Here is a 22,677-nt window from a genome sequence, read left to right on the forward strand (position 1 = left end):
TAAGGCAGAACCTATTTGTTACCCGATTTTACTTTCTCGACAAATGTTTTGGCGGGTTTGAATGTAGGCACATAATGTGCAGGAATAATGATGGCTGTATTCTTTGAGATATTGCGAGCGGTTTTTTCAGCCCTTTTTTTCACTACAAAACTACCGAACCCTCTTACGTAGACATTCTCACCCCCAACCATTGCATTCTTTACTACTTTAAAAAAAGCTTCAACCGTTTCCTGAACATCTACTTTCTCTAACCCAGTTTTGTTAGCGATCTCTGCGATAATTTCTGCCTTAGTCATATCTATATTTTTTGTAATTAATTATTTTTCAAGACATAAGCCTCTCCAATGTTGGGGATGCAAAAGTATCGCTTTAAAACGACATCTTAAAATAAAATTGTTAATTTTTTGTAAACGAGGTTTTTTACTCTTTTTGCCGTCCCAAGCGCTACAACGTTTTCGTAGATATTTGTCAAAAAAGTAACCGGGTTCAACTCATTTTTAACTAATATTGGAGATTAAATTTACAATGTAGACCTTATTTAAGTAGTATGGACGGAATACAACAGTTTTCTTTGGCAGGCAAGGTTGTGGTAATTACAGGAGCCACAGGCATTTTGGGCGAATCTTTTGCACTGGCTACGGCAGCAGCGGGAGCCAAGGTAGCTGTGTTAGGCCGTAACAAGGAACGAGCGGATGCCCGTGTAGCCGCCATCCGCGCACAAGGAGGTGAAGCAATACCGATCATCACGGATGTACTGGATGAATCAGCAGTACATCAAGCAAAAAATCAGATAATAGACGCATGGGGAACGATAGATTGCTTAGTGAATGCAGCAGGAGGTAATATTCCGGGGGCGACCATCGGCCCAGAACAGAACTTATTCGACAGCAACATCGCCGACACCCAAAAGGCCGTAGAACTCAACCTGTTCGGAACAGTGATTCCTACACATGTCTTTGGCCGGGTCATCGCCGAAAAAGGCAAAGGATCCATCGTGAATATATCATCCTTGGCTGCCCAGCAGGCCATTACACGAGTCATGGGCTATAACCTCGCCAAATGTGCGATCGAAGGTTATACTAAATGGATGGCTGTTGAGCTGGCACAACGATACGGCGACAAAGTGCGTGTTAATGCCATTGCGCCCGGCGTATTTCTCACCGAGCAGAACCGTACGTTACTTACCAATGCCGATGGTTCTTATACGGCCCGAGCACAGCGCTTCGTAAATAATACGGCATACGGCCGACTGGGAAGCCCGGAAGAGTTAACCGGTGCGCTGATCTTTTTACTGAGTGATGCCTCAGGCTTTATCTCCGGCGAAACCATTTTGGTAGATGGAGGTTTCAACGCCTGGAGTGGGGTATGAAGAAACAGCAACACGTAAAGAAAAGCTGCGGTAGACAATAACAGCAGATAACCAATAAAACAGCATGATAAAAAAACTTGAACAAACATGGCGGTGGTACGGCCCCACGGATACCGTATCATTGCAAGACATTAAACAAGCGGGTGCAACGGGAATTGTGACAGCACTGCACCATATTCCCCACGGTGCGGTATGGCCACTGGGGGATATCCAAGAGCGCAAGTCGTTGATCGAAGCTGCCGGACTTACTTGGAGCGTAGTAGAAAGTGTACCCGTGCACGAAGCCATCAAGACACGAAGGGCAGACGCACAGACCTATATAGAAAATTACCGACAGAGCCTCCGTAACTTAGCTGCAGCCGGGATCAAAACCGTCTGTTACAATTTTATGCCGGTTCTGGACTGGACACGAACACAGCTTGACTTAACAATGGCTGACGGTTCAAAGGCCTTGTATTTTAACTGGAATGATTTAGCGGCTTTTGATTTATTTATTTTAAAACGGGAAGGAGCTGCGGCTGATTATCCCGAAGCCATACAGGCAGAAGCCCAAAAACGGTTTGAAACCTATACGCCGGAACAGATCGAGTTATTAAGCATCAATGTGCTGATGGGCATTCCCGGCGAACGGAGCATCGAACTGGACGAACTGCGCCAGAGCATACGCGAATACGCAGCCATCGGCTTTGACGGCCTGCGCCAAAACTTGATTTGGTTTCTCTCCTCCATCGCTGATGTCTGTGAGGAAAACGGAATCCGGATGACGATCCACCCAGATGATCCTCCTTATCCGATCTTAGGACTACCACGTATCGCCAGCAATAAGGACGATTTGCTGTATATCATCCGCGAAATGGATAAACCCTTCAATGGCATTTGCTTCTGTACCGGCTCATTGGGTGCGGGTGTTTCGAATGATATTCCGGCCATTTTTGAGGCCGTAAAAGAGCGTGTTTACTTCGTTCACCTTCGCAATGTCAAGAAAGACGGACAAGGCAACTTTTTTGAGGCCGACCACTTAGACGGCGATGTCAATATGTATGCCGTCATGAAAGCATTAGTTGCCGAAAACCAACGGCGGTCCGTCGCAATACCCTTCCGACCGGACCATGGTCACCAGATGTTGGATGACCTTGAAAAAACGACAGCCCCCGGCTATTCGGCAATCGGTCGTCTGCGGGGGTTGGCCGAACTAAGGGGACTGGAACTGGGCATCCTCGGACAATAATCCAAAACGAAACACGGACACGAAATTGAATAGACATGGCCTACTTTATTCATGACAATTTCCTATTACCTTCGGATACGGCTCAGGTCCTATACCACGACTATGCCAAGGACTTACCCATTATTGACTACCATTCGCATCTCCCTCCGGATGCTGTGGCCACCGATGCGAACTTCCGGAATATTACCCATATCTGGTTAGCTGGCGATCACTATAAATGGCGGGCACAACGTGTACTCGGAATCCCCGAAGCATACATCACAGGCCAGGCGGACGACCGCGAAAAATTCCGAAAATGGGCAGAGGCCGTTCCGTATACCCTGCGCAATCCCTTATACCACTGGACACACATGGAACTGAAGAATCCGTTTGGAATTGAGGAATTGCTAGGTCCTGAAAACGCGGATGCAATTTTTGATCAAACCCTGGTTCAGCTGCAGACGTCTGCGTTTTCTCCAAAGGGCTTGTTACGGCATTTCCGTGTGGAAATGGTCGGAACAACAGACGATCCGACCGACAGTCTCACCCATCACCGTACAATTGCAGAATCAGGATTCGACACCAAGGTACTTCCGTCCTTTCGACCAGACAAAGCATTCCAGTTGAGCAAGGGTGATCTGTATCGCCAATATATCCAACAACTTGAGGTGAGCAGCGGTATTGCCATTGTAGATTTGGACACCTTATTGGATGCACTTTCCAATCGCTTTTACTATTTCCATCGTCACGGATGCCGCATCGCGGATCACGGGCTGAACCACCTGCCGAGAGCGGGCACTTCTTCGGTTTCATTGGATGAGGTATTCAAGCAAGTGCTCAATGGTAATGACCGCCTCGCCGCGGAATACGAAGAGTCATTTACCTATGTGGTGCTTACCGAGCTGTGCAAACTATACCATGACAAAAATTGGGTTCAGCAGTTCCATTTGGGGCCTCTACGTAACACCAACACCCGCAAATTAAGCCAATTGGGGCCGGATACCGGATATGATTCCATCGGTGACTTCCAACAAGCCGAAGCGATGCAGCAGTTTTTTAATGCCCTGGATATAGAAAACCGTCTTGCCAAGACGGTGATATATAACCTTAACCCTGCTGATAATGCCGTATTTGCAGCGATGACGGGAAATTTCCAGGACGAAGGAATAAAAGGCAAGGTCCAATTCGGCTCCGGATGGTGGTTTTTAGATCAGCTGGATGGCATGACGCAGCAGATGAACACCTTATCAAACATCGGTCTTATCAGTTGTTTTGTAGGCATGTTGACTGATTCGCGCAGTTTCCTTTCTTATTCACGTCACGAATACTTCAGGCGACTGCTCTGTAACTTGTTTGCCGAAGACATTGAAAAAGGATTGCTGCCGATGGATATGGGATGGACCGGAAAAATCATCCAGGATATCTGTTATTACAACGCGAAGACCTATTTTGAGCTTTAAATTTTCGCGGTGATTGCAGTCCCCATTACGGCTTCGTGGACGGCGATGCCTGGGAATTTCTGATTTCAAACTGACCGATATTGATCGACTTACCGTCGCCCGTCGCGGCCAGGCCAACCCTGAAGCCCATGCCCCAGGGCACCAGCGAAGCAGCGTCGTAATTTTGCAGGCCTGTTTGCCATTCTTTTCCCTCATTCCAGGAAAAGTCAACCATATGGCCGTCTGAAACAGCCATCTTTAAGGTCACGCTATCTGCTTCCGCGGTAAGAGGAAACGCTTGCAGGAGTTGCACATCATCTTTCGCAATTCGCCAAACCCGGACCTCTTTCCCGAACACACCGATGCCAATGCCCGCGATGGGGGCGCCGAAGCGGTTGTTGGCACCACCGACCATTGTAACAGAAGCACCGGATTGATCATCGGTAGTCTTTGCGTCCAGACGTGCCGTCACCTCATAATTAATAGACGTGATGGGTTGCACCAGCAACGAACCGATTCCGTCATTCGCTCGTGATGCCGTTAGGAACAGTCCGCGATCACCCACGGTATACTCTGCGGGCTGATTGACCCGCCAGCGCCATACAGGCTCCATGGTGGAGAAATCATCACGGTAGTCTGATGATGCCGGATCTCTATCATAGCGGGCATTGTTGGCAAATACCGGCCAACCATCTGAGGTCCAGTTAATCTTTTCCAAGACCCCCTCCCGGCCCACATAGACACTGCCCGCCTGATTATAAGCATGATACAAATAATAGAAATTACCATCCCGTTCCACTACCGTTCCATGGCCAGCACATTTCCAATGATCATTGTCTACCAAGACGGGGTTTTTATCGTACTTTTCCCAGGGGCCCAGCAGTTGCTTCGCACGCGCTACGCCCGTTTTGTAATTACAGGTAACCTCGCAGCAGGCACCTGCTGAATAAGTAGCATAGTAATAGTCATTGTGCCTGAACACACTGATCCCTTCGACCAAGCGGCCTTCCCACTCGCTGTCATTGGTAAATAACTGATGTTTGTCACCCTGTAATGCCGTTCGCTCGGAATTGATTTCCTGTGCCCACATAGGAGTTGGCTGACCTTTGCTGTTGCCATCCTCTTTCCAAAGCAAATAAATCTTGCCGTCATCGTCCTTTACTTCAAACGCGTCGATGGAACCGAGCTCTTGACTCACCAATGGCCCATGATCGGTATATGGCCCCTCCGGAGACGATGCACTGGCGACGGCGACCGCGAGACGCCCGGTCGATTTGTCGCGGGCTGTGTAATACAAATACACCTTGTTTTGCGCCTCATCATAGGCCAGTTCAGGCGCCCAGAAGTTATTTCTGGCCCATTGGGGTAAATCGGCAAATGCATAAGATACCAACTCCCAGTTGATCAGATCGGTCGACCTGTAAATCGGAAACAGCGGAGCCCACTCGTTCGAGGTTGCGGACGCCCAGTAGGTATCACCGATCTTGATAACGGTCGGGTCGGGGTGATCACCGGGCAATACCGGGTTGACGATAGCAATGGATTCCTTTTGCTGACGGGCAGACTGGTTATTTGTACAGCCGTAAGCCGTGAACAGAAACAGAGCAAGGTAGCCTAATATGGTCTTCATGGTTAACTGGTAAAATCGCGATTTATAATGATCGTGTATACAGGCCACAAATAAAATGAATTTAAACCGTATATTATAAACACATCGTCTCAAAACCTACCTATATTTTCTCATGACGATCCATCCATTGCCTAGTCTCGCTTGCCAACAGCGATATTACGTCGGCTCTTCCGGCTTTGAAAGAGTGATCTACTCCCTCCAGTTTGACCAATGATGCAGCCGGCAGCGACTGACATACCGCTTCGATCAGCGCCCAGGTTGCCAGTGCATCTTTCGTGCCCTGCAAAAATAGCATAGGAATTTTCAGTGATCGAAGGTGATCGGAACGATCGGTCGCTGGCTTCCCCGCAGGATGTAACGGAAAGCCGTAGAAAATCACCCCTTTAGCAATGCTATCCGGATTGGCTGCGAGATACTGTGAGCTCATTCTCCCACCGAAAGATTTGCCAGAGACAAATAAAGATAGGTCTGGATGCAGTTCGTGTGCCTGGGCGATTGCGGCAGCAATAGTAGCTTGTGCGGCCGCCGGCGGATCCGGTCTCGCCTTGCCATGTTCGGAAAAGGGAAAATTGAATCGCAGCGTGGCAATGGCCAGGGTCGCCAGCGAATCGGCTAACGCCTCCATAAACGGATGGCTCATGCCCCCTCCGGCCCCATGAGCCAATGTCAGGATGCATCGCGGTTCCTCCGGAGCGACATAAATTCCCGACACCTCCCCTATGGAAGGTGAGACCATGAGCTTGATGGATTGTGTATGCATAAGGATTAAAACATGACGTTACAACAAAACGGTGAACCACCTTGAAATATCAGCATCAATAGCCAATTCTCCGAAAGACAACAAACAAAAGAAAAAAGGCGGAGAAATTTAAGGAGATGCCCTTAAAAGATACAAATCTTTGTATGGCAAGATTCTTTTTTTAATTTCATGCTTTTACCGTCATACAGTTAGGCACAAAAATGAAATTTATAATCCTACTATCAGCGCTGTTATCAGGCATGTGCAATTGTGCTCCGCATAAATTCAGACATTATGAAGGTTATATCTTTCAGTCGAATACACCGCTCGCCAATGTAGCGGTTTTTGAGCAGGATGATCCCAGCAATAAAACGTATACAAACAAAGACGGTTTTTTCAAACTGGAAAAAAAGCCGGATGCGATATCCAGGTTTCTAATGGTCAGCAAAGACAATGTTATCATCGACTCAATCCAGGTGATCCGCTCTTCCGGAGGAGAGCAGATCAATTATTATTTTATCGAAGGAAGAAAAGATACGTTATTTGTCAAAAAGACCACTGTTGCAATGGAAGGCCAAAAAGATATCTCTTTAGACCAATACATCGAAAATATAAACTACTTTATCAAAACATTTGATGTAAATAAAGATGGTATCGATGACAAAATTGTAAGTCTCAACCGTTACTTGGGAGATGAATTGTTGATATTTATAGGAAGTGAAAAAAATCATTATCACTTCGCATTAAAATCCACCAATTTTTCCGAAGACGGGGGCAACCAGATAGTCGATATTCACGAAACCAAAGAAGGATATGAAATTATTACCCAATTCCCCGATAAAGGACATTTCCAGAAAAATTATATGGTATCAGGCATAAATAATAATTTCATCCTTAAAAAAGTCGAGACCGAATCCTATTCCTGGCAAGAAGGATATACCGAGATTTGCGTTCAAAATATTAATCTCAACTTAAACCAATCAACCGAAGAATTATTAAACACGATGGCCCATGCAAAAAAAGATTGCACAAAACGCTATGAAAGCCGTCAAAAATAGAAATAGTTGGATTCCTGCTTTGGTCGGCACTGTCATGATTCCAAGGTACGGAATTTATTAAGAAGAAGACCTAATCAGACCGACAATCAAGCCGACATAAAGGAAAGAAACCGCCCCTATTTACCAGTGGCGGTTTCCGTTGTAGCCCCGACGGGAATCGAACCCATATCTAAAGTTTAGGAAACTTCTATTCTATCCATTGAACTACAGGGCCGAGCTATTCTCGTGGCAAAAATACAATTTTATATAGACAATGGTAATTCTTTATTAGCGAAGCTGTCTTTATTGAGGGAGCTTTGCAATTCTCAATGTCTCATATAACAACGACTGACCAACGATTCTCCTTATTAATATAATATCATAGGTATATAATAGGGGTTTTATAGGGACTTCATAGGGGAAAATACCGTATTAAACATTTATTAATCTCTAAGTATCTGACATTCGGATTCGGACAAAATTGGCATCCATTTGGAGTTGAGTGGCGAAACAAGGGGGTCACGCGTATAATAGACAAGGTATATAAACCATTGACAAAAACGATAATTACCCATGGAGATAAACCGTATCTTTGCAGTCGAAAAAAATAAACAGATAGTCATGAGTTTAACAGGAAAAAAATTCCCGAACATTACGGTTGATGCAATTGATTACCTTGGTGATTACTTGTCTATCAACATTTTTGAAGAAGCTACCCAAAAAGGAAAAAAAGTATTGCTGTTTTGGTATCCAAAGGACTTTACGTTTGTATGTCCCACTGAGCTCCACGCATTTCAGGAAGCTTTACCTGAATTTGAAAAACGTAATACCGTCGTAATCGGCGCGTCGTGCGATACCAATGAAGTGCATTTCGCTTGGTTAAATACGACAAAGGACAACGGCGGTATTGAAGGAGTGACTTATCCCATTTTGGCCGACACAAACCGCAACTTATCCCGCGTACTGGGCATATTGGAAGGCGAAGAAAAGGAGAGTGAAGAATTCGGATATTTGTTTGAAGGTTCAAATGTGACTTTCCGCGCTACTTATCTCATTGATGAAGATGGTAAGGTATTTCACGAAAGCGTAAACGACATGCCTGTAGGCCGCAACGTAAAGGAATATCTCCGGCTGATCGATGCTTACGCGCATGTACAAAAATTCGGTGAAGTATGCCCTGCTAATTGGGAGGAAGGTAAAGACGCTATGCACGCCACGCGTGATGGTGTCGCTAGCTATCTGGCTAGCCAAGTTTCGCTTAGCTAAGCATATTCAAACGCGGTAGTGCCCCTCTAAGGGGACTACCTTAATTAAAAAGGAAAACTATTATGCTACAAGAATTAGAAAACGACAACCTTTCAGATATTGTAAAAAACAACGAGGTAGTATTGGTCCAGTATTCAGCGACATGGTGTGGCAATTGTAAAATCATGAAACCAAAGTTTAAAAAACTGGCTTCGGAAAATGAGCAAATCTCTTTCGTCATAGCGGATGCAGAGCGGTTTCCTCAATCAAGGCAGTTGGCCAATGTCAGCAACCTCCCCACCTTCGCCGCGTTTAAAAGCGGTCGATTGGTAAATCAGGTCCAAACAAACAAATTTGACCCGCTAATTGAACTGTTGAATGAAGTTACCCATAATTAAGCACCTGGTCGAATTCATCGAACAAAACGATTCCGACTATGTCCTGGAAGCCATTGAGACGCTCGAGGCGCTTACCGAAGTACCTTCGTTAAAGGACGAAGAATTGGATGTAATTGGCGAGCTGATTTCGAATATGTACGGAGCAATCGAAGTAGATAAGTTAGTAAAAAGCGGAGTTGAGCGGAAAGAGGCATTAAATACCTTTATGAAGCGTGTACTCGGATCGATTGACAAGGCGTAACAATGTTCAAAACCACCCCTTTGTGGAAAACTTGCGCCTTTACAGCCAGCCAATATTGCCAGTGTTTTTGTAACTTTACCGTTGTTAAAGGTTAACTTCTTAAGGCTGGGTTCGTATTCTCGATTACTGCGATGTCCATCTAGAGGTATTGCTGAAAGGGCCGTTTTAAGATTTAAATGATTTTTTAATTGTTAATTTGCAAAAGCCGTCCCGGTGTACACCGGGACGGCTTTTGTTTTGTTCCCCACAAATCTTATCTTTAAACCCATAAAAACTCGCAAAGCCGAGGCGAATGAAAGCTTCAAAATAGGGGTTCCATGAAGCCGTTAAAGAACAAACCCTTTTCGCATGAACATAAGACGTATTGCCTTTTTCCTCCCGCTTTTTCTTATCACATCTTTCGCAATCTCTCAAACGCAGAAACCGAAGCACGCTGGCGAAATCAAACAAGCCATCAAGAAGCTAAACATCTTGGGTTCGGTATTATACCTTGCAGCCCATCCCGACGATGAAAATACCCGGCTAATCGCTTGGTTAGCCAAAGAAAAGCAATATCGGACGGGCTATCTCTCGTTAACCCGTGGCGACGGCGGTCAAAACCTTATTGGAACGGAACAAGCCGAAGAACTTGGCCTCATCCGTACCCAAGAACTTTTGGCTGCGCGTAGTGTCGACGGAGGGGAACAATTTTTTTCACGGGCGCTCGACTTTGGGTTTTCAAAAACATGGAATGAAACATTTCAATTTTGGGGCCGCGAGAATATCCTTGCGGATGCCGTATGGACCATCCGAAATTTCCGACCCGATGTAATCATCACCCGCTTTCCGCCCGACGAGCGGGCTGGTCATGGGCATCATCAAGCATCTGCCTTATTGGCCATCGAGGCCTTTAAAGCCGCCGCAGACCCCAAGCGATTTCCCGAGCAGCTTGCTCATGTTTCTGTTTGGCAAGCAAAGCGGCTACTTTGGAATACATCCAACTTTTTCCAAGGTTCTCCACCCTCTTCTGAACATTTGCTGATAAACATCGGCGAATACAATCCTTTTCTAGGCGAATCGTATGGTGAAATCGCCGCAGAAAGCCGGTCTAAACACAAAAGCCAGGGCTTTGGATCCGCCCGGCAACGGGGCAATAGCATCGAACGCTTTGAAATGTTAGCAGGGGAGGCCCCAAAAGACGAATTATTTGATGAAATCGAAACGTCCTGGAAGCGGGTAAGTGCTGGCGAACATATTTCGCACATGATTTCGACCATCTACAGCGATTTCGATGATGAACATCCCGAGAAGTCAATCAACGGGCTTATTGCCCTTCTCGGGGAAGTGGAAAAAGTAAAAGATGCGTACTGGAAAAAACAAAAAGCCGCAGAAATAACAGACCTGATCATTGCTTGTGGAGGAATTTGGTTTGAAAGCTACGCTCCCCAAGCCAAATATGCTATCGGCGAGCAAATTCCTGTCAACACAACGTATATCGTGCGGCGCCCCGATGTGGAGGTATCCATTGGAAATACAACGTTGACTTTCAATGAACCCTACGAGCAGTCTTCTATCGTTGCAGCCAAGGGCACAACACAACCGTACTGGCTTCGTAGCCCACATAGCTTGGGAAGTTTTGTAGTGAATCATCAAGAAAATATTGGCCGCCCTACCAATTCCGATGTACCCAAGGTCTCCATCTCCTTGCGTGTCAATGGCCAGGAACTCAACGTGGAGCGTCCGGTCGTCTACAAGTACGTCCATCCCGTGCGGGGAGAGGTATACGAACCCCTAACCGTCACTCCACAGATAACGGCAACCCTCGGGCAAAAGGCATTCATATTTAACGGCAGTGAACCCAAAACGGTTGAGGTGGTCTTTACCGGGCACACTCAGGATCGAATCTCGGCCACTGCCATGATCCGTCTGCCCAAAGGTTGGCGGGTGGAGCCCGAACAAGTACCGCTGGAGTTTTCCGCAAAATCAGAGGAAATTACTTCGAGATTCACGATTTATCCGGCCGATAAAGCATCTCTTTCCGATTCGCTGAGCATTGTATTCCAATACCCCGATTCAATCGAAGCGGCCTGTGCAATGCGCGCCATTTCGCACGAGCATATTCCCAAAATCACCTGGTTCCCGCCCGCCACTGCCCGCTTAAGTAAAGTGGAAACCGGGGTTTCGGCGACACGCATTGGCTATTTGCCGGGTGCAGGCGACCTAATTCCACAGGCATTGCGCGAAATCGGTTTACGTGTGGATATCCTGAACGAACAGGATGTCCTTGCAGGCAATCTGTCACAATATGACGCTATCGTAACCGGTGTGCGTTTATACAATGTAAACGAACGTATGCGTTATATGCAACCGCATTTGATGGCTTATGTTAAAAACGGGGGTACATTGCTCGTACAATATAACGTGAGCAGCGGATCACTTCCTTCCGATCTTGGCCCTTACCCACTGACCTTAAGCCGGAGCAGGGTGACCGATGAAACCGCCCCTGTGACGATATTGAACGCCGACAGTCGGATACTGAACTATCCAAACAAAATTACAGCGGCTGATTTCAACGGTTGGATTCAAGAGCGCGGTCTGTATTTTGTTGGTGACGCAGACCATCGGTATGACCAACCACTCCGCATGGCCGACCCCGGGGAGGCCCCCAACACCGGATCCCTGTTGGTGGCGCCATACGGAAAAGGTAACTTTGTTTATACATCCCTTGCTTTTTTCAGGCAATTGCCCGCTGGCGTACCCGGTGCATATAGATTATTCGTAAATTTGCTGGCAAAATCCAATTGATTAAACGAGTAAGAACATGGAGAAACACATCGAACCGCATTCTGAGGAAAAAAACATCAACGGTTACTTTTATTTGCTGGGTGCCGTATTCGGCGGTCTTACGGGAGGCTTTATACAAGAAAATTTTCTCGGCACCATCCTTGGTATCGTTGTCGGACTGGCGCTTGCTGGCTTTTTCGTAGGCAACCTGCTCAAAGGGCGAGCGCATGACCGATAAGGGACTTCCTCCCTTCATCCGCAACTGGCAGCGTTTCTACTGGATTGTCGTGCTCTGGTTGCTGGTGCTAATCCTTCTATTTTACTTATTCACGAAGTATTTCGGATGAGTACGACAGATTGGGTGGTGTTGTTTTGTACGCTTTTGTTGATCGTCGTTTACGGGGTATACAAAAGCAAAGGCATCCGCGATATTGATGGATATCTGTTGGGCAATAAGTCGTTGTCATGGTATCATGTCGGTTTATCGGTGATGGCCACACAAGCCAGCGCCATTACCTTTCTTTCAGCGCCGGGGCTTGCGTATACCTCAGGCATGAGTTTTGTCCAATTCTATTTTGGCCTACCGCTGGCCATGATTGTGCTTAGCATATCGTTTGTTCCCATATTTCACCGCCTGCGTGTCTTTACCGCCTATGAATTTCTGGAAAAACGGTTTGATGTGCGCACGCGTGCGTTTACCGCGTTGCTCTTCCTTATCCAGCGTGGCCTTTCCACCGGTATCACCATCTACGCTCCCGCAATCATCCTGTCCAGTATTTTGCAGATCGATGTAGTCTATACCACGCTTTTCATGGGTACGCTTGTTGTGTTGTATACCGTTTATGGCGGTACGAAAGCCGTATCCTACACCCAGCTTCTTCAAATGGCGATCATTTTTGGCGGACTGCTCACAGCCGGCATACTGGTTGTTTATATGCTTCCCGACGACATCGGATTGGTCAAAGCCCTCCACATTGCCGGTAAATCGGGCAAAGCCAACGCCATCGATCTTTCGTTCGACTGGAATAACCAGTACACGCTATGGAGCGGGCTCATAGGCGGCTTTTTTTTGCAGCTTTCTTATTTCGGCACAGATCAAAGCCAAGTCGGCCGCTATCTAACAGGCTCGTCTGTGAGCGATAGCCGCATCGGCCTCTTGATGAACGGACTGCTAAAAGTGCCCATGCAGTTTGCCATACTGCTTATCGGTATTTTGGTATTCGCCTTTTATCAGTATAACAGTCCCCCGATATTTTTCAACAAATATGAACTCCATAAAATCGAAGACAGCAAATATGCGGATCAGGTAAAGCAACTCGAAATCGAACACCAGGCGATTTTTGAAGAAAAACGACAGCAAATACACCGGCTGACCCAGGCGCTTGATACCGATAACGATGCTGCGATTGCCGATATCCGCAATCAACTGCATCATGCCGACGAACGCGCAAAGCAGGTAAGGCAAGATTTGGTAAATTTGATGCAGCAAAACGATGCCCTCGCCGACACGAATGATAATAATTACATCTTTCTGTCTTTCGTAACCGAAAATTTTCCCAAGGGACTGATCGGGCTGCTAGTTGCCATCGTTTTCATGGCATCCATGGGTGCCACATCCAGCGCTATCAACTCACTCGCATCCACCACCGTTATTGATATCTACAAACGCTTCGTCAGTAAAACAGGCAGTGAACGGGGATACCTGTCCGCATCGCGCGCATTCACCCTTATGTGGGGGATATTTTGCATTATAATCGCTCTTTACGCCAGCAAACTGGGCAACTTATTGGAAGCGGTCAATATCCTCGGCTCATTATTTTACGGAACTATATTGGGGATTTTTGTAGTCGCGTTCTATGTAAAACGGGCGGGGGGCAAAGCCGTATTGTGGGCAGCCATTCTTACGGAAATCATGGTAGTGGCCTTATGGTGGTTCGACTCGATGGCCTTCCTTTGGCTCAATCTGGTTGGATGCGCCGGTGTGGTTCTCTTCTCCTTGCTTCTTCAGGGGACTCGTTCAAACCAGCAAACCGTCACTTCTACGCTGCAACCCAAATTGTAAACGGCTACTGTTTTTGATACAGATTGTACAATACACTGACGTCATATTCCGTCAATGTCGCGCTGATATCGTGTTGTATATAATGCAGTTTAAACGCTTTTATCGCGGCCTCCAAATTGCGGGTATCATACCCGATGATGCGCAATGCATCTTCGGGATTAAAATTGTCAGGGGGCGTCGGCAATACCGCATCCGGCCAAAGCCCAAAGCCGCGTTCGGCCAGACGCTTCCAAGGGAAAAAAGCACTGGGATCCACTTTGCGGGACGGTGCGATATCCGAATGGGCGATGAAATTTGCGGAAGGAATATTATAGCGCAGCTTTAAGGTGTCCAAAAGATTCAGTAAGCTATAAATCTGCGGTTCGGTAAAGGGCTCATGCCCATTGTTATCCAATTCGATTCCGAGCGAAACCGAATTTAAATCGGTCACGGATCCCCATTTGCCCGCACCTGCATGCCATCCACGCACATAATCACTGAGCATCTGATACACCTCTCCGTCACGGCCAACAACATAATGGGCACTTACCTGCGAATGGGATACGGTAAATGTATGAAGCGTTTGTTCGACGCTGTCCTGTGCCGTATGATGGATGATTACATAGTTGGGCTTACGTAGATTAAAATGGATGGATGCCACCTGCCGCACTTCACGCTTGGCTTGTGGAATTTCGGATATTATGGGTATTCCAGCCGAATCATACGCCACGGTAAGACGTGGGGTGGCAAATGGCAAGGGTGCTTGCATTTGCTTGGTAATCGCTTTCAGTTGCTGTTTATATTGTTTGTTCGTTTTGGTGTAGCGATTGGCGGTACATGCTGAAATCACTGATATCGCCAGTAAAATCGGCCCCACAGCGCTCGCACAAAAACCTCTGTTAGCCATAGCTACCTAGGAATTTTGTACAAAAGCCCCAATGCCAATGTTTGACTGGTCTGTATTGATTCATCCAATCGACTATCATACAATAGAATACCACTCAAGGTTACATTGATCAAACGGGTAACCGAAGCCGTCAGAGTAGCGTCCAACCGGTGGGACGGGTCCGTCAATTCGTTATAATTCGCAAACATATTATAACGACTTTTGAGATTGAGATTATGTCCGATGTTGCGATCAAGAAAAGCCGTCAGCTGAAATGCGAGATCATTCCGGAAACGTTTTCCGGGCTCCACACCAAATCTCGGACCGGTTTCATCCGTAGGCAATAATCGGTCGTCCATAATAAATGTTTGCCGCGCGGTACCTGTGCCGATCCGTAAAGAAAATGTATTATCCGGCTTATATTCGATACCGAACGATTCCGTTAGGTATCCCGGAGCCATAAAATTGGATATAATGCCCGTGATGCTGTCTCTTCCATCACTACTTTTTCCATAACTATTACCGATATCAAACTGGCTTTCGTAGGTTAGCGAGGTAAACAGTGACCAATGTTGGGAAACTTTCACGGAAAGCTTATTGTCCCAGAAAATTCGGTCATTGTTTTTGCGTGGTAGTTGGTCTTTATTTTTCTGCTTTCCGTATTGCAACATCAATTCGGTAACGAAATTGGTATTATTGCGTGTGTAATCGGATTTATGGTTTACGAGCAACCCCACCGAAATCGAGTTGACCCCCCCACCCGTCCAGTTTTCACTAAAAGACGCCTGATTAGCATTGATACCAAAGGATGACCAATGACGCCAATAAATCACCTTCAAATCCAAGTTAGACATCGGTAATTTAACCGGACGTATCCCCGGTTCAGCTTTTTCAACTTTAAGGCTATTGGAATCCGGTCGATAACGTAACTCATCTAAATCATAGATTTGTGCGCGGCCAATTGAAATGCCAAAAAGCAACAATGCGAGCAAGGAGTAAAACTGTCGTTTCATATCTGCTGCTAAATTAACAAATATCGTGCTGTTTTTTTCTTTACGTAATTTTATTTATCCGTTTGCGGAAACGGAGGAAGCCTACGCGCAGCTGGATTCTGTCGATATTGTGCCAGCGATGAACGGATATAAAAAGCTAAATTGTAATCGTTGGCACTTAAAATAAAATAATATGAGGGGCGGTATTGCCGCATAAAATCAGCCAACGTTGCACCGGTTAAGCCCGTCACCTTACTCACCAAATCAGGCGTAAATCGATAATCAATTACCGATTCCCGGTAGTCTTGCTCGATGATTTCTTGTAACCTTCGCGAATTCTTGCCTTCACGGCTAATCAACTTATACAATGCATCAATGCTAACCCCGGCTCCCGTCGGCCCTACAGAAAAGATCGATCCCGCATTTCCCTTGCTATAGGCCGTGCTGTACTCACGCTTGTTTTCTTCCAACCGCTCTTCAGGACTACGCCTGGCAATAACCGAAACCTCATCCAACCAGATGGAAGACCGCTCCATGTTGAACAACACCACACTTTTATTGGAGACAATGAGCGTATCCGGATAGTAACCTTTGGCCGCCGCAATTAAAATATCTCCGGGAGAAGCTTGAATCGAAAACTCGCCCCGCGTGTTGTTGTATCCGCCGTCGTCATTGGCTGTATTATATACATATACCTGTGAAATGCGTTGTTTGGTATGCCTGTCAAACACGATTCCCTGTACAGCTGTCTGCGCCAGCGCATCACCACAAAATTGGATACTGAGAAAAAGCAGTCCAACAAAAAAACGATTTATATAATTCACCGCCCTAAAACTACAGCTAAGTTTGCAGTTGACGAAAAATTTAACATCAATTTGCAATATCGAGCGCTACGGTGATATCAGAATAAGCTGGCCTATAAAAAGAGACTCGGTTTTCAACCCATTTAAATCCTTCAATTCACTGGTAGACATTCCATATTTACGGGCAATGGCGGCCAATGTATCCCCTTGCTTCACCTCGTGGATCTCGATTCGGACAGGCGCTTTGGCTTGAGCAATTTCAGCTTCCTCCGGTTTATTTTCAACCATCTCTGTTTGGACCAATTCCTCCCTTTTGACTTTTTCGGTCCGGCTCTCGCCCCGGTCATATTGATACAATTGATAGCGCTCGATTATCTCCACCAGCATATCCGCATAGCGGGGATTGGTTGCGTAACCGGCCGACTTAAGTCCTTTAGCCCACCCTCTGTAGTCGTCCTTATCCAATTCGAAGAGCGCCGCATAACGCTTTCGCAGGAGGAACTGGGAATGATCCTTAAAAGAATCTTCCGGCCGGCTATATACACGGAAGCAATCGTCACGATGATCATCGTCCTGATACGTTTTTTTACCCGACCATTCGGGCGTACATTTGATGCCGAAGTGATTATTTGCCTGTCGCGCCAACGCACTGTTGCCGTTTCCCGATTCGAGAAGCGCCTGGGCCAATTTGATGCTCGCTGGTATTCCGTAACGCTCCATCTCTTCGACGGCAATGCCTTTGTAGCGCTCAATGTACTCCAATCCCGATGTGCTTGGATACGAAGTAGAGGGACGCGGGTTTTGGCGATTTTGCTCACCCGACTTTTGTATCGGCACGGGCCGCTTGGTTACCCGGGGATCCTGAAGCACATCTTGCTTGGATAAGCAGGAAGAACACAATGCCGCAATCAACAAAGCGTAAAAATATCTTCTCATCTATAGGATCAATTGTTGTCCAATGCGCAATCGTGAATGGGTAAGGCCGTTGTTACGTTTTAATTCCTGTACAGTCGTGCCATATTTCCGAGCAATGTCATAGAGTGTATCGCCCTGTTTCACTGTATACAGTTCGGCGTTATCCGGTTCATCCAGCGCGGCCACAGCCGTACCTTCCTCAGGCTTCATGTCTAACTCATGAAGGTTATACTTCTGAATGATCCCGATTACTTTGGACGACCAGGAGGTACTGTGAGCGTACCCTGAACGGGCAATTCCTTGTACCCATTTTTGATATTCATGAGGTTGATACCGCTCAAATAGCTGCTCGGTTTCCTTTCGCCGTTTCAAAAATGCAATAAAATCGGCAAAGGATTCCTCCACAGAATCATATCCCTTATACGCCGAACGGATTATCTTGCTATTGTTTGGGCCTTTGATGCCAAAATGATTATTAAGATGCCGTGCAACGCGGCTGGTCCCGTATGCGCTCTCATGCATGGCGATGGCTAAAATGATGCTTGCGGGGCAGCCATATTCCTCCATATAATGTAAAGCAGCCTCTTTATATTGTTCAATATACGTTTCAGGTAATTGCTTTTGAGCCCGTAATTGGAAGGCATTTCCCGCTACTAAGCTAAGGGTAAGGAATAAGGCAATGAACACAGTGTTAGTTATTCTCTTCATGCGTCAATGGTTAACTTCTCATCGCTTACGCAACAAGTACACTCCATCCCGAATGGGAAGAATCAATTTATCAACACGATTATCGGTCGTCAGCTGCTTGTTCAGGGCAGCAATCTGTAGGGTTTGGGAATCGGTGGCATCGGCTATCACTTTTCCTTTCCATAGTACGTTATCGATGATGATCACCCCCCCCTTTCGCATTTTTTCGAGTGCCAGCTCATAATAACGACCATTATTCTTTTTATCGGCATCTACGAAGGCCAAATCAAACGGTCCTTCCAGTTGAGGAATGATAGTTACTGCATCACCAATGTGGTAATTAATCGCATGGTGCCACTCAGACGCCCCGAAGTAACCCCGCACCCGATCTTCCAGTTCTATGTTGTTGTCGATCGTATGGATTTCACCCCCAGGAGCAAGGCCTTCCGCGAGGCATAAGGTCGAGTATCCCGTAAACGTGCCGATTTCCAGAATCCGGTGAGGCGATACCAGCTTACTTAAAAAGGCCAGCAACCTGCCTTGGTAGTGGCCTGACAGCATATGAGGCTTTGTTTCCTTTACATAGGTTTCCCTATGGATATGCTGCAACAGCGCAGATTCCGCATCGCAGGTCTTTTCCAGATAGCTCGTCAATAAGTCATCGAACATATCCATCGGACGCAAACTTATATAAAAACCTCGGCATCGTGAAGATCAAAGGAGCAAATTTTTATCAGGGGTAGCAAAAGGTTTGCCAGCAATTTGCATCTCAATTCGCAAACAAAACAATTCAAGTCAGTGATAAACAACAAGATAGAACACACCAGCTGCCCGACAGAATCAGAGCAAATCGACACCTAATTTTGAAGCCAGTTTGTTCAGGTCCTCTTGCACGGCTTCGACCAGTGGAATGCCATTTTTTTGCCGATCCAGGGCGGCTTCGTATTCCGGCTCTCCTGGGATGATGACCGACTGCCGTTCATCAACACGCTTGGCGTGTTTGAACCGTGTGATCCACTGATCCATGTTAGCTTTAAAGTCGGCGACAGGGCGAAATCCATCCACGCGCATGGCGCCCACAAAATGACCGATACCCTGCCCCGGTTGGCCTGCCACGGGTTGAAGATAAGCCACAAATGGGGGCACCCATGGCCCATAATTGGCTCCTGACAAGACACCCGAGAGAATATCAACAATGGCAGAAAGACCAAAGCCTTTGTGGCTACCGTGATTGCGATCGCTTCCCAACGGAAGCAGAGCCCCGCCTTTTTTGACGGCCGTCGCATCGGTGGTGGGTTGTCCTTCCACATCAAGTACCCATCCGTCGGGGATCCGTTTACCTGCACGTTCGGCGATTTCCAGCTTACCATTCGCAGCGGCAGAGGTAGCCATATCCACCACTACCGGGGGGTAACTGCCCGCCGGGAACGCATAACAGATGGGATTGGTTCCCAACAGCCGTTCGGATGAAAAGGTAGGAGCAACCAACGGGCTTGCATTGGTGAGGGCATAGCCGATCATCTCTTGCGCTACCGCTTTGAGTGCATGATAGCCGGCAATGCCAAAATGGTTAGAGTTGCGGATGGCCACCCAGCCCGAACCAAATTGCCGTGCCTTTTCGATGGCAATGTCCATCGCAAAGGGCGCAGTGACAAGTCCTAACCCACCGTCACCGTCGACCGTTGCCGTTGTGGGGGTTTCGTGTACTACGCGGACCCGGGGCTTAGGGTTGAGGCGTCCGCTTTCCCATAGCCGTACGTAGCCACTGAGCCGGGCAACCCCGTGTGAGTCAATACCTCGTAGGTCGGCCGCAAGCAGCACATCCGCAGCCAAATCCGCATCGGTGTCGGAACAGCCGATGGCTTTGAATACCTTAACCGTAAAATCGCGTAAGCGCTGCTCCGCAATCATTGTCCACTCCTCTTTGCGCGTTGCATAGGATTAGGCCCCGTGGAAGCGCCGCGCGCAGGACCTTGCTGCTGCTTGAACAATTGGAACCGCGTAGGCGTGTGTGTGCGTGGCCAGGCGTTGTTTCCTTCATCGATATCTCCTGTTTCCCGCAGGGGGTCTACCAACACGGCGGTTACTTCCTTGTTTTTTGCAAAGACTTTCGTCACCTCACTCTCGTTTTTGCGCCAGATGTAAGCCGGAATACGTTCGATTTCGGTAGTACCATCGGCAAACGTCCACTGCAAAATAATTGGCATCACCAAACCGCCCTTGTTAGAAAATTTCAATTGATAGAAATGATATTTGCCATCATATAGAGCTTTTTCATCAGACGACAATGACTCATAATATTGTTTAAATGCCCGCTTGTCTTCCTCAGCAATTTCGAAGCGATCCCACTTGTTATAAAAATCCTGCAGAGCGGTATCCGCTTCGACGGCAAAGTTTACCCCTTCATCGATGTTACGTTGGCGCGATACGGTGTTCAGATCGTTCTCAAAGGCAGCCTTCGCCGTTGTTTGTGCATCCTGCAAATTGCCCATGGGTTGGAAATGCTGCACATCGTCGAGGGAAATATCGACCGGATCTATGCTGAAAAACCAACCCCGCCAAAACCAATCGAGGTCCACCGCCGAGGCATCTTCCAGGGTCCGGAAGAAATCAGCGGGCGTGGGATGCTTGAAGGCCCAACGCCGGGCGTATTCTTTGAAGGCGTAGTCGAACAATTCCCGGCCCATCACCGTCTCCCGCAGGATATTGAGCGCGGTTGCAGGTTTGGCGTACGCGTTAGGGCCAAACTCCACAATGTTTTCGGAATTGGTCATGATCGGTTCGAGTTGCTCTTTAGGAAGCTTCATGTAATCGACTATCTTATGCGCAGGCCCCCGACGCGAGGGATAGTCTTTGTCCCACTCTTGCTCAGCTAGAAATTGGCAAAAGGTATTAAGTCCTTCGTCCATCCAGGTCCATTGCCTTTCGTCGGAGTTGACAATCATGGGGAAAAAATTATGCCCCACTTCGTGGATGATTACGCTGATCATGCCGTATTTAGTCGCCTCGGAATAAGTACCGTCTTTATCCGCTCGCCCATAATTGAAGCAGATCATGGGATACTCCATACCGTTGGACGCTTCCACCGAAATCGCAACCGGATACGGATAAGGAAAAGTATGCTTAGAATACACTTTAAGCGTATGCGCTACCACTTTTGTGGAATAAGGGCGATAGAGCGGATAGGCTTCGGGGCCATAGTACGACATGGCCATGGGCGCATGGCCTTCAATGCCCTCTTTGACGCGCATGGCATCCCAAACTAAGCGACGGGACGTGACAAACGCAAAATCCCGTACGTTTTTCGCTTCATAAACCCAGGTTTTTTTGTCGGTGGCCTTGCCCTTCATGGCTTTATGGGCCTCTTCTAAAGTAACCACTTCGACGGGCTCATCCGCTTGCTGTGCCTGTTTCCACCGATCCAACTGCGCCGCTGTCAGCACACTGGCATAGTTTCGGCACTCGCCCGTAGCACCCACCACATGGTCTGATGGCACGGTTATGTTGACCTTAAAATCACCAAATACCAGGGCAAATTCGCCACGACCTGTAAATTGCTTGTTCTGCCAGCCCTGAAAATCGGAGTAGACGGCCATACGAGGATACCATTGCGTAATGGTGTATAGGTAATTGCCGTCTTCGGCGAAATACTCGTATCCACCGCGCCCACCCTCTGCCATGCGATCGCTGATGTTATACTGCCACTCGATCTTAAAAACAAATTTGGCACCGGACTTTAATGGGGTCGGAAGCTCTATCCGCATCATGGTGTAGTTGATCGTATAGGCAAGCGCCTTTCCTGCTCCGTCGGTGACTTTCTGTATCTTAACCCCCAAATCCTTGTCGCTCCTGATCAGGCTTTGCAACTGGCTGGTCGTAACCTGTTCGCTCAACGAGCTTTCGTCAAATTTCTTGCTTTCCGCATCCGCTTTATGTTCATTTTCGTCTAGCTGAATCCAAAGGTAAGAGAGCGGGTCCGGCGAATTATTGGTATAGGTGATGGTTTCCGACCCTATGACCCGTTGATTGTCATCGTCTACTTCCACATCAATCACGTAATCGGCTCTTTGCTGCCAATACTGATGGCCAGGCGCTCCCGAAGCGGTACGGTATACATTCGGATCGCTCAACAACGTACCTAGCTGTTCAAATTTGTTGCCGTGGTTGGACCCCGGGTTGTTCTGGTATTGGGCGTAGGCCGAGAATACAGCCATACAAGCCGCAAACACAAAAAAACGGAGATAAGATGGTTTCACGTGCGTAGTGTTTTTTCGGTAAAGGTAGT

21 protein-coding genes and 1 tRNA gene are annotated in these 22,677 nt (G+C 47.3%); 10 read left to right on the plus strand and 12 right to left on the minus strand.

The window, feature by feature from the left end; translation table 11 throughout:
- Window positions 1–11: 11 nt before the first annotated feature.
- A complete protein-coding gene (locus ACFQRK_RS15040) occupies window positions 12–296 on the minus strand; it encodes an HU family DNA-binding protein (RefSeq protein ID WP_188504671.1) in 285 nt (94 codons plus the stop codon).
- A gap of 251 nt (window positions 297–547) precedes the next feature.
- Here ACFQRK_RS15040 and ACFQRK_RS15045 point away from each other — a divergent pair, with 251 nt between their 5' ends.
- The 3 genes from ACFQRK_RS15045 (at window position 548) to uxaC (ending at window position 4,036) form a co-directional block, all read left to right on the plus strand.
- Window positions 548–1,369 carry an SDR family oxidoreductase gene (locus ACFQRK_RS15045; protein WP_379008113.1) on the plus strand — a complete coding sequence of 274 codons (822 nt, stop codon included), beginning with the start codon at window positions 548–550 and terminating at the stop codon, window positions 1,367–1,369.
- 64 nt (window positions 1,370–1,433) lie between these two features.
- The gene (gene uxuA / locus ACFQRK_RS15050) at window positions 1,434–2,597 is read left to right on the plus strand and encodes a mannonate dehydratase (protein ID WP_379008115.1); all 1,164 of its coding nucleotides are present in this window, start codon (window positions 1,434–1,436) and stop codon (window positions 2,595–2,597) included.
- A 35-nt stretch (window positions 2,598–2,632) separates the two neighbouring features.
- Window positions 2,633–4,036, plus strand: coding sequence for a glucuronate isomerase (gene uxaC / locus ACFQRK_RS15055; RefSeq protein WP_379008117.1), 1,404 nt, complete (start codon window positions 2,633–2,635; stop codon window positions 4,034–4,036).
- Between the two features lie 25 nt (window positions 4,037–4,061).
- Here uxaC and ACFQRK_RS15060 read toward each other — a convergent pair whose 3' ends face one another.
- Together ACFQRK_RS15060 and ACFQRK_RS15065 are read right to left on the minus strand one after the other, a co-directional pair.
- Window positions 4,062–5,645, minus strand: coding sequence for a glycoside hydrolase family 43 protein (locus ACFQRK_RS15060; protein WP_379008119.1), 1,584 nt, complete (start codon window positions 5,643–5,645; stop codon window positions 4,062–4,064).
- A 100-nt stretch (window positions 5,646–5,745) separates the two neighbouring features.
- The gene (locus tag ACFQRK_RS15065) at window positions 5,746–6,405 is read right to left on the minus strand and encodes an alpha/beta fold hydrolase (RefSeq protein WP_379008120.1); all 660 of its coding nucleotides are present in this window, start codon (window positions 6,403–6,405) and stop codon (window positions 5,746–5,748) included.
- A gap of 200 nt (window positions 6,406–6,605) precedes the next feature.
- Between ACFQRK_RS15065 and ACFQRK_RS15070 the strand changes: the two genes are divergently transcribed.
- Window positions 6,606–7,442: a hypothetical protein gene (locus ACFQRK_RS15070; RefSeq protein ID WP_379008122.1), complete on the plus strand. Its 837-nt coding sequence runs from the start codon at window positions 6,606–6,608 to the stop codon at window positions 7,440–7,442.
- A gap of 142 nt (window positions 7,443–7,584) precedes the next feature.
- On the opposite strand, the gene ACFQRK_RS15075 is transcribed toward ACFQRK_RS15070, so the two are convergent.
- Window positions 7,585–7,656 (minus strand) — tRNA-Arg (locus ACFQRK_RS15075).
- A gap of 386 nt (window positions 7,657–8,042) precedes the next feature.
- Between ACFQRK_RS15075 and ACFQRK_RS15080 the strand changes: the two genes are divergently transcribed.
- The 6 genes from ACFQRK_RS15080 (at window position 8,043) to ACFQRK_RS15105 (ending at window position 14,130) form a co-directional block, all read left to right on the plus strand.
- The gene (locus tag ACFQRK_RS15080) at window positions 8,043–8,687 is read left to right on the plus strand and encodes a peroxiredoxin (RefSeq protein ID WP_379008125.1); all 645 of its coding nucleotides are present in this window, start codon (window positions 8,043–8,045) and stop codon (window positions 8,685–8,687) included.
- A gap of 62 nt (window positions 8,688–8,749) precedes the next feature.
- The gene (locus tag ACFQRK_RS15085; RefSeq protein ID WP_379008126.1) at window positions 8,750–9,064 is read left to right on the plus strand and encodes a thioredoxin family protein; all 315 of its coding nucleotides are present in this window, start codon (window positions 8,750–8,752) and stop codon (window positions 9,062–9,064) included.
- Window positions 9,045–9,305 (plus strand): DUF6952 family protein, encoded by a 261-nt coding sequence (locus ACFQRK_RS15090; protein ID WP_379008129.1) that lies wholly within the window; start codon window positions 9,045–9,047, stop codon window positions 9,303–9,305. Before ACFQRK_RS15085 ends, ACFQRK_RS15090 begins: the two co-directional genes overlap by 20 nt.
- Before the next feature lie 348 nt (window positions 9,306–9,653).
- Complete coding sequence (locus tag ACFQRK_RS15095) at window positions 9,654–12,089, plus strand: PIG-L family deacetylase (protein WP_379008131.1); 2,436 nt, start codon at window positions 9,654–9,656, stop codon at window positions 12,087–12,089.
- A gap of 16 nt (window positions 12,090–12,105) precedes the next feature.
- The gene (locus ACFQRK_RS15100) at window positions 12,106–12,306 is read left to right on the plus strand and encodes a hypothetical protein (RefSeq protein WP_379008133.1); all 201 of its coding nucleotides are present in this window, start codon (window positions 12,106–12,108) and stop codon (window positions 12,304–12,306) included.
- 105 nt (window positions 12,307–12,411) lie between these two features.
- A complete protein-coding gene (locus ACFQRK_RS15105; protein WP_379008135.1) occupies window positions 12,412–14,130 on the plus strand; it encodes a sodium:solute symporter in 1,719 nt (572 codons plus the stop codon).
- A 4-nt stretch (window positions 14,131–14,134) separates the two neighbouring features.
- On the opposite strand, the gene ACFQRK_RS15110 is transcribed toward ACFQRK_RS15105, so the two are convergent.
- The 8 genes from ACFQRK_RS15110 to ACFQRK_RS15145 all read right to left on the minus strand — a co-directional run bounded on the left by ACFQRK_RS15110 (window position 14,135) and on the right by ACFQRK_RS15145 (window position 22,648).
- On the minus strand, window positions 14,135–15,016 hold the full coding sequence (locus ACFQRK_RS15110; RefSeq protein WP_379008136.1) for an N-acetylmuramoyl-L-alanine amidase: 882 nt from the start codon (window positions 15,014–15,016) through the stop codon (window positions 14,135–14,137).
- A gap of 2 nt (window positions 15,017–15,018) precedes the next feature.
- The gene (locus ACFQRK_RS15115) at window positions 15,019–16,008 is read right to left on the minus strand and encodes a DUF3078 domain-containing protein (RefSeq protein ID WP_379008138.1); all 990 of its coding nucleotides are present in this window, start codon (window positions 16,006–16,008) and stop codon (window positions 15,019–15,021) included.
- Window positions 16,009–16,058: 50 nt separating this feature from the next.
- On the minus strand, window positions 16,059–16,811 hold the full coding sequence (locus ACFQRK_RS15120) for a hypothetical protein (RefSeq protein ID WP_379008140.1): 753 nt from the start codon (window positions 16,809–16,811) through the stop codon (window positions 16,059–16,061).
- A gap of 66 nt (window positions 16,812–16,877) precedes the next feature.
- Window positions 16,878–17,726 carry a glucosaminidase domain-containing protein gene (locus ACFQRK_RS15125; protein WP_379008143.1) on the minus strand — a complete coding sequence of 283 codons (849 nt, stop codon included), beginning with the start codon at window positions 17,724–17,726 and terminating at the stop codon, window positions 16,878–16,880.
- Window positions 17,727–18,413 (minus strand): glucosaminidase domain-containing protein, encoded by a 687-nt coding sequence (locus ACFQRK_RS15130; protein WP_379008145.1) that lies wholly within the window; start codon window positions 18,411–18,413, stop codon window positions 17,727–17,729. It lies immediately after the preceding gene.
- Window positions 18,414–18,431: 18 nt separating this feature from the next.
- On the minus strand, window positions 18,432–19,067 hold the full coding sequence (locus tag ACFQRK_RS15135) for an O-methyltransferase (protein WP_379008147.1): 636 nt from the start codon (window positions 19,065–19,067) through the stop codon (window positions 18,432–18,434).
- A 165-nt stretch (window positions 19,068–19,232) separates the two neighbouring features.
- Entirely contained in the window at window positions 19,233–20,303 is a 1,071-nt protein-coding gene (locus ACFQRK_RS15140) for an Ldh family oxidoreductase (RefSeq protein ID WP_379008149.1), read from the minus strand.
- Window positions 20,300–22,648 carry a M1 family metallopeptidase gene (locus ACFQRK_RS15145; protein ID WP_379008151.1) on the minus strand — a complete coding sequence of 783 codons (2,349 nt, stop codon included), beginning with the start codon at window positions 22,646–22,648 and terminating at the stop codon, window positions 20,300–20,302. The genes ACFQRK_RS15140 and ACFQRK_RS15145 overlap by 4 nt, the downstream gene beginning before the upstream one ends.
- Between the last annotated feature and the right edge of the window lie 29 nt (window positions 22,649–22,677).

The organism is Parapedobacter sp. GCM10030251 (assembly GCF_042666505.1).
GTDB lineage: Bacteria > Bacteroidota > Bacteroidia > Sphingobacteriales > Sphingobacteriaceae > Parapedobacter.